Here is a 15,662-nt window from a genome sequence, read left to right as displayed (position 1 = left end):
CGTTCACGGAGCGCCTGTCAGGGCGGTCCGGGGTTGAAGATGGCGTGTGTGCCCACCCGACGCCAGATGACATGCGGCTTACCCGGGTAGCGTTCGTTGCCGTACTCCCACGTCGCGCGCCCGTCGGGCGCCCAGGTCATCTCGTAGACCCCCGGGGCGCCCTGGACTCCCTTGACACGCAGGCCCGGTCGGAACCGCCCCTTCTCCACGTCGGGTGCGAACTCGGTGGTGACCACCCGCCGGAAGCGCTCCGCCTGCTGGCGGGTGAGCTTCTTGAAGTCGGCCTGGAACCGGGGGGTGGTGGCGAACGTGGCCAGTGCTCTCAGCGCTCCTCGTCGTGTTCCAGGGCGTCGAACATCGACTCCGCGTCCTCGAACTCCTCGGTCTGACCGGCGGCGATCTGTTCGCTGGCCTCCCGCTCACCCCGCTGCCACTCGGGGGCCCAGAACCACGCCTGGTCGGCGGGGACCGAGGTCATGCCCCTGAGCGTGACCTGACCGCTCTCCGTGATGTCGAACTCGACCTCGTCGCCCTCACGGATGTGCAGCGCCTCGGCGACCTCACGGGGCAGGGTGACCTGGTTCTTACGACGCATCACCGCACGTCGACGTCTCGCCTTCGTCTCGCTCATGACTGGTGGCCCTTCCCGTCCCAAAGGGGTGTGCCCCGGCTTTCCCGTACCGGCGACACGGTTCCATCATGACTCTGATGGTCGGAGAGTACAACTTTCCTACCGTACTTGCGTGGGAAACGCGAAAGGCGGCGTGTGACCAGACCCTCGCCGTGTGCGATCCCCTGGTCCCCGGCGCCCGGGCATCATGGGTGGACGGAGCGTCGGCGGGGCGGTGGCCCCGGTCCGACGCGGACGAACGCACCCACAGCGAAGCGAGAGCCCGTTGATCTTCATCACCGTCAAGTTCACCGTCCGCCCCGAGCGCGCCGACGGGTGGCTCGACCTCACCCGCTCCTTCACCGAGGCCACCCGTGCCGAGCCGGGCAACGTCTTCTTCGAGTGGTCCCGCTCGGTCGACGAGGACCACGTCTTCTACCTGGTCGAGGCGTTCACCGACGGTGAGGCCGGGCGCGCGCACGTGGAGTCCGCGCACTTCGCCAAGGCGATGGAGGACATGTCCTACGCGATCGCGGAGCGCCCCTCGATCGTCTCCACCGACATCCCCGGGATGAGCGGTTGGGGAGAGATGGGCGAGACGGCTCCCCGCGAGGCCTGACCGGCCCGGCTGTCGCCGTCCGCGGTCCACGCGTCGGGAGCAGCCGAACGGGTGGTTACGGAACGCCCTGGCTGGCCGGATCCGGCCAAGGCTCTGACACGGTGTGCTGGGCCGATTACCGTTTCTTCATGGCTCCTGATGTTCGAGGCCCCGAGGATCTGTTCGCCATCGCCGGTCCGGGGTGGGCGGACGCCTTCCGCGCGGCGCCGCGTGAGCACTTCATCCCCGACTCCGCGGAAGTCTCCCCCATGTCCGGCGGACCGGCCTTCTGGATCGACCGTGCGGCGGACCCCGAACGTTGGCGGTCCGCCGTGTACAGCGACGCGACGATCCTCACCCAGATCGACGACGGCGCGACCACGCTGACCGAGGAGGCCGCCAGCACCGGCCTCCCCTCCAGTTCCTCCACGGCGCCGAGCATCGTTGTCGGCTTCCTGGAACTGCTCGACCCCTATCCCGGTGACCGGGTGCTGGAGATCGGCACCGGTACCGGTTGGACCGCGGGTCTGCTGTCCGCGCGGCTCGGCGGCGAGGCGGTGACGACGGTCGAGGTCGACGAACAGGTCGCCAAGCGGGCCGCCGCCAACCTCGAACAGGCGGGGCTGGAGCCGACCCTCGTCGTCGGCGACGGTGCGCTGGGGCACCCGGACGGTGCGCCCTATGACCGCGTGCACGTGACCTGTGGCACTCGCCAGATCCCGTTCGCGTGGGTGGAACAGACCCGGCCCGGTGGCGTGATCGCGGTTCCGTGGGTGCCCAACCGCGCGAGCGGGCACCGGTTGGTGCTCACCGTCACGGACGGGCGGGCCGTCGGGCGGCTCCACGGAGATACGGCGTTCATGGTGATGCGCGCTCAGCGCGCCGGGTATCCGCCTCCGGTGGGAGAGCCCCGTCACTCATCGGCACGCGTCGATCCGAGGCGCATGCTTCGTGCGGACGCGGGGTTCACGGTGGCTCTGGCCGGGATGCTGCCCGGTGTGGTGCTCACCAGTTGGGAACGGGGGGCGGACGGCGCGTCCCTGAAACATCCGGCCACCAGATCCTACGCGTCGGTGTCCTGGTCCGGGTCCGATGGTGAGGTGTCGGTCACGCAGATTGGTCCACGCGATCTGTGGGACGAACTGGAGGCCGCCTACCTGGAGTGGGTGGGCTGGGGGAGCCCTGGTGCGGAGCGCTTCGGCGTCACCGTCGACCGCGCCAGACAACACGTGTGGTTGGACTCGCCGGAGAATCGCGTCGCGGGAAGGGCTGAGGACTGATGGGTCACCGCAAGGAAGTGAACTGTTTCAACTGCGACGGCAAGAAGACGGTCCAGGAGTCTCGGGACGGTGTCGTCGTGAACGTACCGTGCCCGATGTGCGGCGGCAGCGGAAAGCAGCCCAGCTGAGCTGACCCGAATCCGCAATGGAGCAGCGGGGACTGTCCCACACCCTTTCGTTCTCGTAGCGCCTTCACATGACACTCCGTGGCCGCCTGTCCCGAGTCCGGCTAGGGGCGAGCGGAACCTGGCCGCAAAGCGCTTCCGCCGATAGACTCGGCGCGGGAAATGCATTGGGTAATGCATGCGGAAGGCCCCCGGTCGTGCCGGGGGCCTTCGTGCTTGCCTGGATCCACTATCCAGCGGACCGCACTGTGCCGAGCAGCGCGGCCCACTCGGACGCGGGTACGTTGATGTGCCCGAGGTGGCGGTTCTGTGTATCACGGATCGCCGCACCGCCGGGCAGGTCCGCGATCTCCACGCAGTTCTGCCCGTGCGAGCTGCTGTAGGACGACTTACGCCAACCTGTGGGCGCCGCAGGGTGGGAAATGCGCATGGGTGATCACTTCGCCTTCTACTTCTTCGCTTGCCTCAGCGCACTGATCAGTTGGCGCGAGTCATCCGTCGACAGGGCGGTGGCCTGGATGTGCCTCCACAGTGTCTCGTAGCGTGCCAGGTGCGGAGGCTTCTCCAAGTACAGCTCATCCGACCCGGTGTCCACATAGACCACTCCGGGATCCGGTTCGGGGAAGTCCAGGATCACGAACGGAGCCGTCAACGCCGCATGCGGTCCCACACTGTCCGGCAGGATCTGGATCCCCAGTCGCGGAGACTGAACCTCCAGCAGATGCGAGAGCTGTTCGGATGAGCACTTGCGCAGCGCGGCCTCGTCGATCACTGCCCAGTACAGCGGTGCCTTGGGCGCGGACAGCACCTGCTTGCGCATCATCCTCGCCTGGACACGCCGGTCGACCTCGTCATCGTCCGTGATGCCGCCAGAGCGCACGACAGCGCGGGCGTACTCCTCGGTCTGGAGCAGCCCGGGGATCGCGAGGGCCTCGAAGGTTCGGATCGAGGACGCCTCCGCTTCCAGGCCGACGAAGGTGCCGCTGCCCCACACATCCGAGTAGGAAACCCACCATCCACGCTGACGGGCCTGCTTGACCAGCGAGAGCGCGGCGTCGCGCTTCCCTTCGTCGGTGACTTCGTAGATGTCGAGCAGGTCCTCGATATCGCGGCGGTTGGGCCGCTTCCACTGGTTCTGCTCGATGTGGGTCAGCTTTCCCCGGCTCCAGTCGAGCTGGTCCGTGACGAACTGGGCGGTGTAGCCCTTCGACTCTCTCAGGTCACGGAGAAGGTAGGAGAGGCGACGCCTGCGCACGGTCGGGCTTCCGGACACGTCGGGGTTCCTCCGTCGGCTGCTGAGTTCCTGACCTGATCCTACGCCGATCTTCGCACTACGGGACATATCGTCATCCACCAATCTTTATTTCTGCGGTTGAAGCGTATATCCAGCATGGAATCTCTTCATTGGCATTGCAAAATCTGCCGCCGATAGTGATGATGGTCTTGCCCAATGCAGCCGCCGGACCTCCCATCCGGCACCTGAACCCCTGGAGGTGCGCCTGTGCGCTACCTGCTGTTGTTCCTGCTGGCGCTGTGGCCGCTGGCCCGCGCCGTCTCCCGTCCCGAACTGCCCGACCGCACCGCCGGTGTGGCCCGTCGGCTCGTGCGCGGCCTGCGCCCCCGCCGGGCGGCGCGCCCCCGTCGCTACGCCCGCCCCGGCCCCGCACTGCCGTTCGTCGTGTCCGGCCCGGCCGACCTGCTGCGCCTGGTGGCCGAGCCGCGACCGCTGTCCGTCGTGGTCTTGGGCCTGTCGTGGTTGCGGGCGGGGGTGCGGTGATGGACCGCCTGGAAGCGCGCCGGGCCCTGGACGAGCTGATCGCGGGCCGGTGGGTGCTCTCCTACGAGATCGACGACGCCGGGGTGCGGACCTACACCGCCCGGCGGCCGGTCGGCTGGACCGGCAACGGCGATCCCCACACCCGCCTGGAAGCTGCCTCCTACCGGGAGCTGTTCACCGTCATCGCCCGCCACACGAGGAACAGGGTCGTGCCCGCGCCCAGGAACGGGGGCACGCGATGAGGAAGCGGCGGACGGTGTGCGAGATCCGCCAGGTGGCCTCGATGAGCGAACTGCGCTTGTGGGCGCGTGTGCACGGCGCCCGCGTCCGGTGGATGGGCGCGACGACGGACGGCGGTGAGGTCTGGGGCGCCACGAGGGGCGTGGCCACCCGGGTGTGCGTCACCGCACCGGACGGACGCGTCCACCCGATCGTGTGGCGCTCCCCGCTCGAACCCGCAACCGACCGTTAGCCGGTGAAGGATCGCCGCGCCCCGGGTCCCGGGCATCCCCCACCACCTGGAACCCGGGGCGCGGCCCGTGGAAGGGACACCCCGATGGGTGAGGACGTGGTGTGGGTGAGGCCGAGGTCGTTGACGGCCAGTACGGCCGGTGAGGTGGCGGACCTGTTCCGGGTGGCGGACGCGACGGTGCACCGGTGGGCGCGCCAGGGGCGGGTGCGGTGCGTGCGCACCCCGAGCGGCGGTCAGCGGTTCGACGAGGCCGAGATCCACCGGGTGCTCGGCTCCCAGGCGGTGGAGGGGAGCGGGCGGCCATGACGCGCGAGGAATGGGAGAACCGGCCGCTGACGGCCGAGGAGGAGCGGGCGGTGCAGGTCCAGGGCCGCTGGGTGGCGATGCGCATCGCCTGGGAGGAGAAGCTCCGCGCCCGGGGCGAACGGGTCCCGGGACCCTTCGAGAACGTCGACTGGGGCGACTAGGGCGCGAGGGTGTCCAGACGGTAACCGATCCCGCGGACGGTGTGGATGAACCGGGGCTGGGACTCGGAGTCCCCGAGCTTGTGGCGCAGGCGCCTGATGTGCACGGCGATCGTGTTGTTCACCGGAGGCAGGGGCTTGTGCCACACCTCGGTCCACAGCTCCTCACGGCTCACGACGCGCCCGCTGTTGCGCATGAGGAAGTCCATGATCCCGAACTCCCGCAGCGCCAGGTTGACCGGGTTCCCGTCGACGAACAGCCGGTGGCCCAGCGCGTCGAGCTCCAGGGCTCCGGACCGCAGGGCCGTCGGCTGCTGACCTCCGGAAGCCGGAGCGGGAGCATCGGCCCCGGGGAGCGATCCGCGCAGCAGCGCGGAGAGCTCAGGAATCCGGTAGGGGCGATTGACGCAGGCGGTGGCCCCCGCGGTGAGGGCCCTGAGGGCCCGCTGGGAGTCGCCCGCGCCCACCCCGATGAGGATGGGGATGTCGGTCGCGCGCCGTACCACGCGCACCAGCGTCTCCAGGTCGACCTCGGGGGGAGCCGCGCTGGTGACGAGCGTGTCCGGCCGGATCATGCCGATCCGGAGCAGTGCCTCGGCCCCGTCGACGCAGACGGTGATGTCCATGTCGTGCCCGCTGAGCGAGAGCACGAGCTGGTGCGACTGCTCCGACTCCGGCTCCACCAGCAGGACGCGGATCGGCCCCTCCGTCCGTTCGCCGGGGTCGCCCCGCTCCACCCGCTCCACCCGCTCCTCCTCGTCCGGAGCTCCCGAGGGCTGCGGGACGGAGGTGGAGGGGGTGAACGCGGGCATGGGCGATCCACTTCGTCGAAGGGGAGGGAGGACGGGGCGCGTGGCGGGCGGCCTACCCGAAGCGTCCGGAGATGTAGTCCTCGGTCCGCTTGTCGGAGGGCTTGCTGAAGATCGTCGCCGTCTCGTCGAACTCGACCAGGCCGCCGAAGCGGTCGCCGTTGTCGTCGACGGCGGCGGTGAAGAAGGCGGTCCGGTCCGAGACGCGCGCGGCCTGCTGCATGTTGTGGGTGACGATGACGATGGTGAACTCGTCGGCGAGCTCATACATCAGGTCCTCGATCTTGAGGGTCGCGATGGGGTCGAGCGCGGAGCACGGCTCGTCCATCAGGATCACCTCGGGGTTGACCGCGATCGCCCGCGCGATGCACAGCCGCTGCTGCTGACCGCCGGAGAGGGCGAACGCGCTCTCCTTGAGCTTGTCCTTGACCTCGTCCCACAGGGCGGCCTTGGTCAACGACTCCTCGACCAGGTCGTCCAGACCGCTGCGCACGCCCTTGATGCGGGGGCCGAAGGCGATGTTGTCGTAGATCGACTTGGGGAACGGGTTCGGCTTCTGGAAGACCATGCCGATCCTGCGGCGGACCTCGATCGGGTCGACGGCGGGGTCGTACAGGTCCTCGCCGTGGTAGGTCACGCTGCCCTCGACCCGGGCCCCCGGGATGAGGTCGTTCATCCGGTTGAGGGTGCGCAGCACGGTGCTCTTGCCGCAGCCGGACGGGCCGATCATCGCGGTGATCTGACGCGGTCCGACCTTCATGTTCACGTCGCGGACGGCCTTGTTGGAGCCGTAGTAGATGGAGAGGCCGCTGACGTCGAAGACGGGTTCGTCCAGCCCGGGAACCTCCCGGTTGTACCGGACGGTGTCGGGGGCGACGCCACGGCCGGACTCGGAGCCACGGGGAGTCGCGGTGTTGCTGACAGACATGAGGCCACTTCCGGGTCGGACGGAGCTTGCGCGGTCGGTGAGGGGGCGGATCCGCGGAGCGCGGTCGTACCCATGCAAAGGTGTCCGAATGAAGCGGAGGTGAACGAACCTCGTGGCCAAAGTGAACGTGTGCGGTGAACTCGGATGATTCCGGATGTCACCGTTTCGACCGGGACGATCGGAGAGGGTGTGGACACCGTACGTGACCGGATGTGAGGTGACGGTGTCGGTGACCGGACGGGGGCGGTGGACGAACGGGTGGGTGATCACGGCCGACCGGAACCGCCCCGAGCACCGGTGCTCGCGGTGCCCGGGGCGTTCGCGTCCGGTCGCCGGAGGCTCACTCCTGGGCGGCGGGCCCCTCGCCGTCGCCCGCGGCGGCCTGCTGCTCGGCGATCTTCGCGCGGACCTCGTCCATGTCCAGCTCGCGGGCCTGGGTGATCAGGCTCTCCAGGGCCTCGGCCGGGAGCGCCCCCGCCTCGTTGTAGATGACGGTCCGGTCGCGGACGACCATCAGGGTCGGGATGGAGCGGATCTCGAACTCGAAGGCGAGCTCGCGCTGGTCCTCGGTGTCCACCTTGGCGTGCACGACGTCGGCGTGCTTCTCCGAGGACTGCTCGAACACCGGGGCGAACTGGCGGCAGGGGCCGCACCACTCGGCCCAGAAGTCGATGAGGACGAGGTCGTTGTCCTTGAGGGTCTCGGCGAAGTTGTCCTTGGTGAGTTCGACTGTGGGCACGGGGTCTCCTGAAATCTGATCGTCGTCTGGTGTCGACCTGCGGCCAACGGCCATCCTCTTCCAGTGCTACAGCGGCGGCGTCCTCCGGTTTGTTCCATACCCCGCAGGCACGGCCGGGGGACGCCGCCGACCTGTCGTTTTTCGACCAAAAACGGATGACATACCTGTTTGGGAGGATGGGCGCGCTCGGGCTAGGGTCGGCTCATGGGACACGCTCCCATTGTCGTGACCACGGTGCCAACTGTGGCCCGAAAGTCGAAAACACAAGGTCAACGGGGGGACGGATGGGTACGAATGCATCCGGGAAGGGCGCCCCGGTCGACTACCGCTTCACCCTCGCCAACGAGCGCACCTTCCTCGCCTGGTTGCGCACGGCCCTCGCCCTCCTCGCCGGGGCCGTCGCCGTCCTGCACCTGCTCCCGCTCGACTGGAACGAGGCCCAGCGCACCACGGTGGGCCTGACCCTGACCGTCCTGGCCGGGGTCATCGCCGTGTACGCGCCCCTGCGCTGGTACCACGTGCAGAAGGTCATGAGCCGGGGCGAGACCCTGCGGATGAGCGTGCTGCCCATCGTGGCCACGGTCGCGGTCTTCGCCGTGTGCGCCGTCATCCTCTGGGGCAACCTGTGGTGACCGCCGGGTACGACGAGGACCGGGACCCGGGGCTCCAGCCCGAGCGCACCCTCCTGTCCTGGCATCGGACACTGATCCTGGTGTTCTTGGTGGGTCTGCTGTACCTGCGCGGGGCCCTGGTTCCCGGCGGCGTCGCGGTCACGGAGGCGCCCGTGGGCGTGCGGTTGGCCACCCTGGCCGCCCTCCTGCTGCTGTGCGCGGTCCTCGGCCTGCACCTGTGGTACCGGTGGCGCCGGACCGGGCGCGGTCTGCGCGACCCCGCCACCGGGGAGCCTCCCCCGACCCTGGCCAGCCCGTGGGCGCTGGGTCTGCTCAGCGCGGGCGTCCTCGGGCTGTGCGTCGTCCTCGCGGTGACGGCCCTTCTGGCCTGAGCGGTCGCCCGCTGGCGTCCGTATGCCCTGATCGGGCTGGTGCGGGCGCCCGGCGGCCGTGCTCCCTTCCCTCACGCGGGTACGGGGGGCGCGCCGGGGCCCGTCGACGGCCGCTTCCCGTCAGGCCGGAGTCGGCACGGATCGGGCCGAGCGACGGTGCTCGACGATCGAGTGGATGATGTCGTTGAGGTCGCGGGCGGGCTCGAAGCCGATCAGCCGCCGGGCCAGCGAGGTGTCGGGGTAGCGGCGCTGCATGTCCTCGTACCCCTCGCCGTAGGCCTCCTCGTAGTCGACGTAGGTGATCGCGCTGGAGGACCCGGTCAGCTCGACCACGCGGTCGGCGAGCCCCTTGATCGACACCTCCTCCCGGCCGCCCAGGTTGACGGCGCGGTTGTACGCCTCCGGGGTCTCCATCAGCCGGGTCATCGCGGGAACGACGTCGAAGACCGAGCCGAAGCAGCGGCGTTGCGTACCGGTGCCGTACACGGTGATCGGCTCACCGGCCAGCGCCTGGCCGACGAAGCGCGGGACGACCATGCCGTAGCGGCCGGTCTGCCGGGGTCCGACCACGTTGAAGAACCTGGTGATGACGCACGGGACCCCGGACTCCACGCCGTGGACGTAGGCGACCAGTTCGTCCAGGCCCTTGGCGGCCGCGTACGACCACCGGCTCTTGGTCGGCGACCCGTAGACGCGGTCGTCGTCCTCGGTGAGGCCGTCGGCGTCGTTCTTGCCGTACACCTCGCTGGTCGAGGCGACCATGTACGGCACCCGGTGGGCCACGGCGGCCTCCACCACGTTCTCCGTCCCGTGCAGGTTGGTCCGTAGGGAACGGAGGGGGTTGTCCACGATCGTGTGGACGCCGACCGCCGCGGCCAGGTGGTAGACGGCGTCGGACTCGGCGACGAGGGAGCCGACGAGGCCCTGGTCGAGGATGTCGCCGTGGACGAAGCGGAACCCCGGCGCCCGTTCCGCGTGCGCCAGGTTGTCGGCCGACCCCGTCGACAGGTCGTCGAGCACGGTGACGTCATGCCCCTGCGCGACCAGGTGGTCGCACAGGTGTGAGCCGATGAAACCGGCGCCGCCGGTGACGAGGATCTTCATCGTTGACCTCCACTGAGGGGGTTGTGCGTTGTCGTTCTTCTTGAGACTGGGTGGATCGCATGGGAAGGGTGGGAAGCGTGCGGATCGCGGGTTGGTCGGGGACGGATCGGGGACGTCGCCGGTGGTGCCCCGCGGGTGTGCCGCCCGGGGGCTCAGGCGAGCTGGCGCAGGACGTGGAACCCCTCGGCGAACGCGACTCCGGCCTGCATGCCCCGGAGGACGGCCAGGGCGCGCAGGGTCGCCTCGGAGCGGGTGTGCGGGTGGGGGTGGCTCTGTGACCCGTAGGCCGCCATGGCCTGGAGTTTGTCCGCCATGGCCTTCTCGTCCAGTTCGACCAGGAGGGTCGGCGGGCCGGTCGGCTCGGTTCGCCACTGGTCCGCGGCCTCCTCGTAGGCGAGGACCAGAGGGGGGTGGTGCCGGAGAGCGGCGTTGGAGGGGCGCAGCGCGGTGTGCGCGGCCTCAGCGACGGCCCGGTGGTCCTGGTTGTAGCTGGTGTGGTGCGGCGTGAGCACGACCGTGGGCCGGAGGCGGGAGATCGAGATCGGGCTCTCGTGCTCGATCACCTGCGCGAGCCGCATCCGGCCCACGAGGTCGAGCTTGAGGTGGTACTCGTCGCCGGGCAGGGCCATGTGCCAGTCGTCCCAGTGGAAGTGGTCGCGCACCTGCTTGATCTCGGCGAAGCGCTCCTCGGCGGTGGAGAAGCCCCGGGGGGACAGGTCGGCGGTGTCCCCGACCGTCATGAACTGCACGAAGACCTCGGCGCCCGCGTCCTTGGCCTTGCTCATGAGACCGCCGCAGCCAAGGGTCTCGTCGTCGGGGTGGGGTGCGAGGACCAGGATGCGCTCCTGGGACCAGTCTGTCTTCATGCCAGTTTCCCGTCCTTTAGCGAAAGGTGCGTGTGGGGGATTCCGGTCGGTCGACACGAGTGTGTTTGGGACCGGAGTGGGGAGCGGGACCCGTGTGATGTGTGGTCGTTGCCGTGGTCGCGGTGGCCATGAGGCAGGGTCAGGGCTCCGGGATTGTCGGGACTCCAGGGGCCTTGGGGGCTTCAGGGGAGCCTTGAACGCACAGGGGGGCGGGTCCGTTCGCTGGTGCGGAGGGGGGATCCGGGCCGGGCGGTGTCGTCTCGTGCGCCGGCGGACGACTGGGGCGGGTGACCGGTGGCGCGGGTTCGCCCTCGTTTCGGCGAACGTGTGTGCGGATTCCGCATGCCCGTGGCCACAGAACGGTGTTTTGTGGCCAATGTGTTCAGAGAGACCCTCGTGATGTCTGTTTCCCCGCTCATGTCACGAGTCGTGTCCTTTATGAGGTTCTCTTGTCTTGCTCGGATGGTCGGGGGGTGGGGATTCTCTTGGTCTACTACGTGGTTTCGGTTATGTCGGAGGGGTGCTTCGAGCCGTTCCGGGTTTGGTGTCGTGGCCACCTTCGGGAAAGGGGCGGATCTGTCGATTCTCCTGCCTTCGCCGGTCGCTCGCGGTGGGGAGAACCTGCGAGGTCGGGCGTTCGCCGAGCGCGGATGAGCGGCATCGTGGCTGGTGGTATGGGGTCCTGCGGTTCCGTTTTCCCCCGGATCGGGGCCCCGCGTGGCTGAGGTGGGCGCTTGGTCGCCGATCACGCCTGGCGTTCTCCTTGTCTCTTCGTGTCACCGTTCATGAGGTTTTCCGGTTTTTCGGGCAGTATCCAACAAACCGGAGTGGGGCGGGCTCCGGTCGTCATCACAAATATCCTCTAATGGGTACCACCTCACGCAAGCCCGTGGATACGATTTGCGTGGCCTACATAGGACGCGAAGCCGGGTGAACCCATCCGAGTCGCAGAGCGTCAACCTAACGCCGACTTTGCGGTTAATGTCGGTCCGAAAACCAGTGACTTCCGGAGGGTCCCAGGGTTGTGCGTATCGTGCGTTTCATCGGAGGCCTGCTGGCGGGGTTGGTCGCCCTCGTGCTGGCAGCGGCACTGTTCGTCTACTGGTTCGACTTCGCCACGACCTCGGTCGCGGAGGCTGGGGGAGGCGCACTCGCCTACGCCTTCCTGTGGCTGGCGTTCGGCGCGAACCTCTTGTGGTGGACCGTCGTAGGACTGCTACGGCTGGGTGAGGGGTCGGTCCGAACCGTCGTCGGAGGCCGGGCCCGCGCTCGGAGGCGGGACGAGGTCACGGCGGGCGCCGCCGGCGAACGCGTCCTCGTCGGCGCCGGAGCCCCCGGACCAGGGGCGGCCACGGCGATCGGGGCGGGCACGGACACCGTCGACCCGGCAACCGAGGCGGCCGAGGCCGCCGCCTCCTCCGGCGGCCCGGAACCGGGTGACGTGGCGCCACTCGGCGGCGCGGTCGCTCCGGACCGGGTGGAGGGGGCCGACGCCCCCGGGGACGTGAGCATCGCCGTCATCATCCCGGCGCACAACGAGGAACCGGTGATCGGCGGCGCGATCGACTCGGCGCTGAGGCTGTTCGACCGGTGGGACGTGTACGTCGTCTCGGACTCCTCCAAGGACGCCACGGCCGACATCGCCGCCAGGACCGGTGTGAACGTCCTGGAGCTGCTCACCAACCGCGGGAAGGCGGGCGCGCTGGAGGCGGTGATCGAGGAGTTCGCGCTGACCGAGCACTACGACGGCGTGCTCATCCTGGACGCCGACACCGAGCTGGACCCCAGGTACGTCGAAGGCGCCAAGCGGCAGCTCAAGGACCCGGACGTGGCGGCCGTGGCCGGGTTCGTCGTGTCGGAGTGGAAGCCGCGCGAGCGTACGTTCGCGGGTCGGCTGATCTCCGCCTACCGCGACCGGCTGTACTTCATGCTCCAGTACTTCATGCGGTTCGGGCAGACCTGGCGGCGTTCCAGCACGGCGTTCATCGTGCCCGGATTCGCCAGCGTGTACCGCAGCAGCGCGCTGAGGGAGATCGAGGTCAACCCCAAGGGGCTGGTGATCGAGGACTTCAACATGACCTTCGAGCTCCAGCGCAAGCGCCTCGGACGGATCTCGATGCGGCCCGACACCCGCGCCTACAGCCAGGACCCCTTCACACTGCGGGACTACTCCAAGCAGGTGGGCCGGTGGACGCTGGGCTTCTGGCAGACGGTCCGCCGCCACGGGGTGTGGCCCAGCGCGTTCTGGCTGTTCCTGGCCCCCTACCTGCTGGAGGTCGTGCTGGTCTCCGCCGTCTTGCTGCTCACGTCGGCGCTGGGCCTGTTCGTCCTGGTGGGAGTGGTCGGCGGCGAGCCGGTCATGAGCATCCCCTACTACGGGGAGGGCGTGGCGGCGGTGACCGCGTTCCTGCCGCCGGTGGCGATCGCGGTGGGCCTGTTCGTACCCGACTACGCGCTCACGTGTGTGCTGGCGATGGTCCGGAGGCGCCCGTCCTACCTGCTGTACGGGCTGTTCTTCCTTCCGATGCGCCTGATCGACGCCTACCTCGCGCTGCGGATGATCCCCCGGGCGTGGACGGCCGACTCCGACGGTCGGTGGAGCAGCCCGGTGCGTGTGTCGAACCGGTCCTGACCAGGAACGGTGTGAGATCCCACCGCCCCGCCCACCCCGGCGCGGGGCGGTCCCGGACAGCGTTTAGCCTCGGGGAGGGGCCCCGACCCTCCTCGGGGCGGCAGTCTGTGGATGAGGTGGAGTAGCGGTGGACAGCAGACGCGTGTCGTTCACGCTGTACCGGGTGCTGGCGTACGTGACCGGTGTGTTCCTGCTCGGTCTGACCTTCGTGGCCATGCCCGCGAAGTACCTGGTGGGGGAGGATTCGGCGCTCGCGCTCATCCCCGCGCCGAGCGGCGCGGAGCACTGGTTCGGCCCCGAGTCGCCGCTCATGATGTTCATCGCGATGCCGCACGGCTACGTGTACATGGCGTACGTGCTGGTCGTGCTGTGGGTGTCGCTCAACCGGCGTTGGGGAGCGGGCCGGACCCTGGGCGTGGTGCTCGCGGGCACGATTCCGGTACTGGGCTTCGTGGTCGAGCACCGGCTGGTCAAGGCCGAGCGCGCCGCGGACCAGGCGGCTGGACAGGGAACTCAGGAACCCGCGCCGACCGTCTGACCGGCCCCGCCCTCCGTCTCCGAGGCCCGTTCCCGCTGGGAGCGGGCCTCCTTGACGTCCCGGCGCACGCGGACGACCCAGAAGGCGATCGCGGAGACGCCGAACATCGCCCACTGGACGGCGTAGCCGAGGCTGCGCCAGTTGACGGTGATCTCGGTGGGCGGCTCCGGCGGGGGGACGGGGCGCAGGGACGCGGTCGCGGGGTCGTCTTCGGGGAGGGCGACGTAGCCCTCGTAGAGGCGGTAGTCCCATGCGTTGACCAGGACGGACGTGGCGATGCGCTCGACCTGGCCGTCGGGCGTGTCGACGGGGACGACGCCGTCGGTCGCGGCGTCGGGCGGGAGGATCCAGCCGGTGACGGTGACCCGGCCGCCGGGCGCGTCGGGGACGTCGGAGCCGTCCTCGGTCCAGCCCCGGTTGACGGTGACGGCGGTGCCGTCGCCGGTGACGAGGGGAAGGACGACATCGTAACCGCGGACGCCGTCCGAGAACCGGGGGACCAGGAGTTGGGCGTCGGTGTCGTAGTGGCCGGTCGCCTCGACGGCGGTGTTGGCGTACAGGTCCGGGTGCATGTAGGCGCCGGGGTCGATGAGGTCGTCGAGGGGAGTGGCGTCCGCGAGGTCCTCGGCGGGGTTGGTGATCACCTCGCGGTCGGGTTCGACGGAGCGGAGGGACTGCCAGTAGGTCCCGGCCGAGCACACGACGACGACCAGCGCGAGGAGGAGGTGCAGGCCGATCCAGCGGGGACTGAGCAGTGTTCTCACCCGACCAGGCTATGCGCGCCCCTCGGGGAGGCGATCATGACCCCGGATTGACACTGACCACATGGGCTTGGTCGCGCAGGGGCCGGAGAATGACGATCACTTTAAGTAGTTTCCAGTGACTGAGGGTTGTTATTCGAGGGTGGGGTGGGTAGTGTCTCTATCAACGCGGATCGACGGGATCGTATCCGCGGACAGGCCTTCCAGGCCGCGACTCCAGGGGGGAGGAGTCGCAGGCCGTTTCCCAGAGCGAGGGTCGTCTCCGTACTTTGAGGGGGGATGCGGAGGCGACCCTCGCCACCTCTTTCCGGGGGCGTTCCCGTAGTTCGGCGGGGGCGCCCCCGGTGTCGTTCCCGTGGCGTTGCGCGCCGCGGGTGCCGGTCGCGCGACGCCGAGCCGCAGGTCGTCGAGGGCGGCGTCGGTGAAGGTGGTCCCGGCCGTCAGCCCTCGGGGAGTTCTTCGAGTGAGGCGCGGCTGTGTCCGAGGGCGGTCAGTACGTCGTCCATGGAGGTGCGTCGTCCGCTGTCCGTGCGCTTCCGGGCCATGACCAGGGCGAGGTCCCCCAGGTCAGTCTCCGCCCGCTCCGGTTCCGTGCTGGTGATGTCGGTCTCCTGGTCGTGTTCGGGAATCGGCGTCTTCCGGCCGGGGAGGGACGTACGGGTTCGTGGCAGTCGGTACGCGCCACAGGGCGGACGCGTCGACCAGGTACCGGATCACCCTCTTGGCCCTTTCTCCTCGGCCCGCAGTTCCGCCCAGCCCTCGTAGTCCCACCCCTGGGCGAGTTCCGCGAAGTGGTCGAGCGCGGCGACACGCCTGTGGCGTGCGGCGTACTCCCTGAGCGCGAGGTTGACGGTCTCCTTCTTCGTCCGGGAACCGGAGAGCCTCATGGCCTCACGTAGGGCCTCGTCATCGACGTCGAGCTGGACCAGGCTCACAGCGTCCTCCTGATCATGAGT

Annotated in this window: 22 protein-coding genes; 11 read left to right on the top strand and 11 right to left on the bottom strand. The window is 69.2% G+C overall.

The window, feature by feature from the left end:
* Positions 1-17 precede the first annotated feature (17 nt).
* Entirely contained in the window at positions 18-236 is a 219-nt protein-coding gene (locus tag KIK06_RS21085) for a hypothetical protein (protein ID WP_017601194.1), read from the bottom strand.
* 86 nt (positions 237-322) lie between these two features.
* The gene (locus KIK06_RS21080; protein ID WP_327084688.1) at positions 323-595 is read right to left on the bottom strand and encodes an AbrB/MazE/SpoVT family DNA-binding domain-containing protein; all 273 of its coding nucleotides are present in this window, start codon (positions 593-595) and stop codon (positions 323-325) included.
* Between the two features lie 301 nt (positions 596-896).
* Between KIK06_RS21080 and KIK06_RS21075 the strand changes: the two genes are divergently transcribed.
* Together KIK06_RS21075 and KIK06_RS21070 are read left to right on the top strand one after the other, a co-directional pair.
* Positions 897-1,229, top strand: a complete 333-nt coding sequence (locus KIK06_RS21075; RefSeq protein ID WP_017601196.1) for a putative quinol monooxygenase — start codon at positions 897-899, stop codon at positions 1,227-1,229.
* A 128-nt stretch (positions 1,230-1,357) separates the two neighbouring features.
* The gene (locus tag KIK06_RS21070) at positions 1,358-2,488 is read left to right on the top strand and encodes a methyltransferase domain-containing protein (protein ID WP_268644809.1); all 1,131 of its coding nucleotides are present in this window, start codon (positions 1,358-1,360) and stop codon (positions 2,486-2,488) included.
* A gap of 354 nt (positions 2,489-2,842) precedes the next feature.
* On the opposite strand, the gene KIK06_RS21065 is transcribed toward KIK06_RS21070, so the two are convergent.
* Both KIK06_RS21065 and KIK06_RS21060 read right to left on the bottom strand, forming a co-directional pair.
* A complete protein-coding gene (locus KIK06_RS21065) occupies positions 2,843-3,043 on the bottom strand; it encodes a DUF397 domain-containing protein (protein WP_268644808.1) in 201 nt (66 codons plus the stop codon).
* Positions 3,044-3,061: 18 nt separating this feature from the next.
* On the bottom strand, positions 3,062-3,886 hold the full coding sequence (locus tag KIK06_RS21060) for a helix-turn-helix domain-containing protein (RefSeq protein ID WP_268644807.1): 825 nt from the start codon (positions 3,884-3,886) through the stop codon (positions 3,062-3,064).
* Positions 3,887-4,114: 228 nt separating this feature from the next.
* Here KIK06_RS21060 and KIK06_RS21055 point away from each other — a divergent pair, with 228 nt between their 5' ends.
* From KIK06_RS21055 to KIK06_RS21035, 5 genes are all read left to right on the top strand, one after another.
* Positions 4,115-4,390 carry a hypothetical protein gene (locus KIK06_RS21055; RefSeq protein ID WP_268644806.1) on the top strand — a complete coding sequence of 92 codons (276 nt, stop codon included), beginning with the start codon at positions 4,115-4,117 and terminating at the stop codon, positions 4,388-4,390.
* Positions 4,390-4,632 carry a hypothetical protein gene (locus KIK06_RS21050; protein WP_268644805.1) on the top strand — a complete coding sequence of 81 codons (243 nt, stop codon included), beginning with the start codon at positions 4,390-4,392 and terminating at the stop codon, positions 4,630-4,632. Before KIK06_RS21055 ends, KIK06_RS21050 begins: the two co-directional genes overlap by 1 nt.
* 41 nt (positions 4,633-4,673) lie before the next feature.
* Positions 4,674-4,862 carry a hypothetical protein gene (locus tag KIK06_RS21045; RefSeq protein ID WP_268644804.1) on the top strand — a complete coding sequence of 63 codons (189 nt, stop codon included), beginning with the start codon at positions 4,674-4,676 and terminating at the stop codon, positions 4,860-4,862.
* A gap of 84 nt (positions 4,863-4,946) precedes the next feature.
* A complete protein-coding gene (locus tag KIK06_RS21040) occupies positions 4,947-5,168 on the top strand; it encodes a helix-turn-helix domain-containing protein (protein ID WP_268644803.1) in 222 nt (73 codons plus the stop codon).
* Positions 5,165-5,329, top strand: coding sequence for a hypothetical protein (locus tag KIK06_RS21035; RefSeq protein ID WP_268644802.1), 165 nt, complete (start codon positions 5,165-5,167; stop codon positions 5,327-5,329). Before KIK06_RS21040 ends, KIK06_RS21035 begins: the two co-directional genes overlap by 4 nt.
* Here the strand turns inward: KIK06_RS21035 and KIK06_RS21030 are convergent.
* From KIK06_RS21030 to trxA, 3 genes are all read right to left on the bottom strand, one after another.
* A complete protein-coding gene (locus tag KIK06_RS21030; protein ID WP_268644801.1) occupies positions 5,326-6,138 on the bottom strand; it encodes a response regulator transcription factor in 813 nt (270 codons plus the stop codon). The genes KIK06_RS21035 and KIK06_RS21030 overlap by 4 nt on opposite strands.
* 52 nt (positions 6,139-6,190) lie before the next feature.
* On the bottom strand, positions 6,191-7,063 hold the full coding sequence (gene pstB / locus KIK06_RS21025) for a phosphate ABC transporter ATP-binding protein PstB (RefSeq protein WP_017601204.1): 873 nt from the start codon (positions 7,061-7,063) through the stop codon (positions 6,191-6,193).
* A 340-nt stretch (positions 7,064-7,403) separates the two neighbouring features.
* Positions 7,404-7,802, bottom strand: a complete 399-nt coding sequence (gene trxA / locus KIK06_RS21020; RefSeq protein ID WP_017601208.1) for a thioredoxin — start codon at positions 7,800-7,802, stop codon at positions 7,404-7,406.
* A gap of 284 nt (positions 7,803-8,086) precedes the next feature.
* Between trxA and KIK06_RS21015 the strand changes: the two genes are divergently transcribed.
* Both KIK06_RS21015 and KIK06_RS21010 read left to right on the top strand, forming a co-directional pair.
* Entirely contained in the window at positions 8,087-8,434 is a 348-nt protein-coding gene (locus tag KIK06_RS21015) for a DUF202 domain-containing protein (protein WP_017601209.1), read from the top strand.
* A complete protein-coding gene (locus tag KIK06_RS21010; protein WP_268644800.1) occupies positions 8,428-8,805 on the top strand; it encodes a DUF202 domain-containing protein in 378 nt (125 codons plus the stop codon). Before KIK06_RS21015 ends, KIK06_RS21010 begins: the two co-directional genes overlap by 7 nt.
* Before the next feature lie 120 nt (positions 8,806-8,925).
* Here the strand turns inward: KIK06_RS21010 and KIK06_RS21005 are convergent, their stop codons facing one another.
* Together KIK06_RS21005 and KIK06_RS21000 are read right to left on the bottom strand one after the other, a co-directional pair.
* Entirely contained in the window at positions 8,926-9,909 is a 984-nt protein-coding gene (locus KIK06_RS21005) for an NAD-dependent epimerase/dehydratase family protein (RefSeq protein ID WP_268644799.1), read from the bottom strand.
* A gap of 152 nt (positions 9,910-10,061) precedes the next feature.
* Positions 10,062-10,775, bottom strand: coding sequence for a PIG-L deacetylase family protein (locus KIK06_RS21000; RefSeq protein ID WP_017601212.1), 714 nt, complete (start codon positions 10,773-10,775; stop codon positions 10,062-10,064).
* 1,024 nt (positions 10,776-11,799) lie between these two features.
* On the opposite strand from KIK06_RS21000, the gene KIK06_RS20995 reads away from it, so the two are divergent.
* Together KIK06_RS20995 and KIK06_RS20990 are read left to right on the top strand one after the other, a co-directional pair.
* Positions 11,800-13,407: a glycosyltransferase family 2 protein gene (locus tag KIK06_RS20995; RefSeq protein ID WP_268644798.1), complete on the top strand. Its 1,608-nt coding sequence runs from the start codon at positions 11,800-11,802 to the stop codon at positions 13,405-13,407.
* 127 nt (positions 13,408-13,534) lie between these two features.
* Entirely contained in the window at positions 13,535-13,945 is a 411-nt protein-coding gene (locus tag KIK06_RS20990; RefSeq protein WP_017601214.1) for a DUF3817 domain-containing protein, read from the top strand.
* On the opposite strand, the gene KIK06_RS20985 is transcribed toward KIK06_RS20990, so the two are convergent.
* Positions 13,921-14,709, bottom strand: coding sequence for an SURF1 family protein (locus tag KIK06_RS20985; protein ID WP_268644797.1), 789 nt, complete (start codon positions 14,707-14,709; stop codon positions 13,921-13,923). The two genes, KIK06_RS20990 and KIK06_RS20985, sit on opposite strands and share 25 nt — an antisense overlap.
* A gap of 710 nt (positions 14,710-15,419) precedes the next feature.
* Entirely contained in the window at positions 15,420-15,641 is a 222-nt protein-coding gene (locus tag KIK06_RS20980; RefSeq protein WP_268644796.1) for a type II toxin-antitoxin system VapB family antitoxin, read from the bottom strand.
* Positions 15,642-15,662 lie beyond the last annotated feature (21 nt).

The organism is Nocardiopsis sp. EMB25 (genome assembly GCF_026797795.1).
Classification (GTDB): Bacteria; Actinomycetota; Actinomycetes; order Streptosporangiales; family Streptosporangiaceae; genus Nocardiopsis; species Nocardiopsis lucentensis.
The sequence above is the reverse complement of the archived record's forward strand: the minus strand, read 5'-3'. Positions and strand labels throughout refer to the sequence as shown.

Excerpts from the sequence above, each read along its gene's own strand:
- KIK06_RS21080 (WP_327084688.1), bottom strand. The coding sequence starts at position 595 with ATGCGTCGTAAGAACCAGGTCACCCTGCCCCGTGAGGTCGCCGAGGCG.
- KIK06_RS21070 (WP_268644809.1), top strand. The coding sequence starts at position 1,358 with ATGGCTCCTGATGTTCGAGGCCCCGAGGATCTGTTCGCCATCGCCGGT.
- KIK06_RS21065 (WP_268644808.1), bottom strand. The coding sequence starts at position 3,043 with ATGCGCATTTCCCACCCTGCGGCGCCCACAGGTTGGCGTAAGTCGTCC.
- KIK06_RS21050 (WP_268644805.1), top strand. The coding sequence starts at position 4,390 with ATGGACCGCCTGGAAGCGCGCCGGGCCCTGGACGAGCTGATCGCGGGC.
- KIK06_RS21045 (WP_268644804.1), top strand. The coding sequence starts at position 4,674 with ATGAGCGAACTGCGCTTGTGGGCGCGTGTGCACGGCGCCCGCGTCCGG.
- KIK06_RS21040 (WP_268644803.1), top strand. The coding sequence starts at position 4,947 with ATGGGTGAGGACGTGGTGTGGGTGAGGCCGAGGTCGTTGACGGCCAGT.
- KIK06_RS21035 (WP_268644802.1), top strand. The coding sequence starts at position 5,165 with ATGACGCGCGAGGAATGGGAGAACCGGCCGCTGACGGCCGAGGAGGAG.
- KIK06_RS21030 (WP_268644801.1), bottom strand. The coding sequence starts at position 6,138 with ATGCCCGCGTTCACCCCCTCCACCTCCGTCCCGCAGCCCTCGGGAGCT.
- pstB (WP_017601204.1), bottom strand. The coding sequence starts at position 7,063 with ATGTCTGTCAGCAACACCGCGACTCCCCGTGGCTCCGAGTCCGGCCGT.
- KIK06_RS21015 (WP_017601209.1), top strand. The coding sequence starts at position 8,087 with ATGGGTACGAATGCATCCGGGAAGGGCGCCCCGGTCGACTACCGCTTC.
- KIK06_RS21005 (WP_268644799.1), bottom strand. The coding sequence starts at position 9,909 with ATGAAGATCCTCGTCACCGGCGGCGCCGGTTTCATCGGCTCACACCTG.
- KIK06_RS21000 (WP_017601212.1), bottom strand. The coding sequence starts at position 10,775 with ATGAAGACAGACTGGTCCCAGGAGCGCATCCTGGTCCTCGCACCCCAC.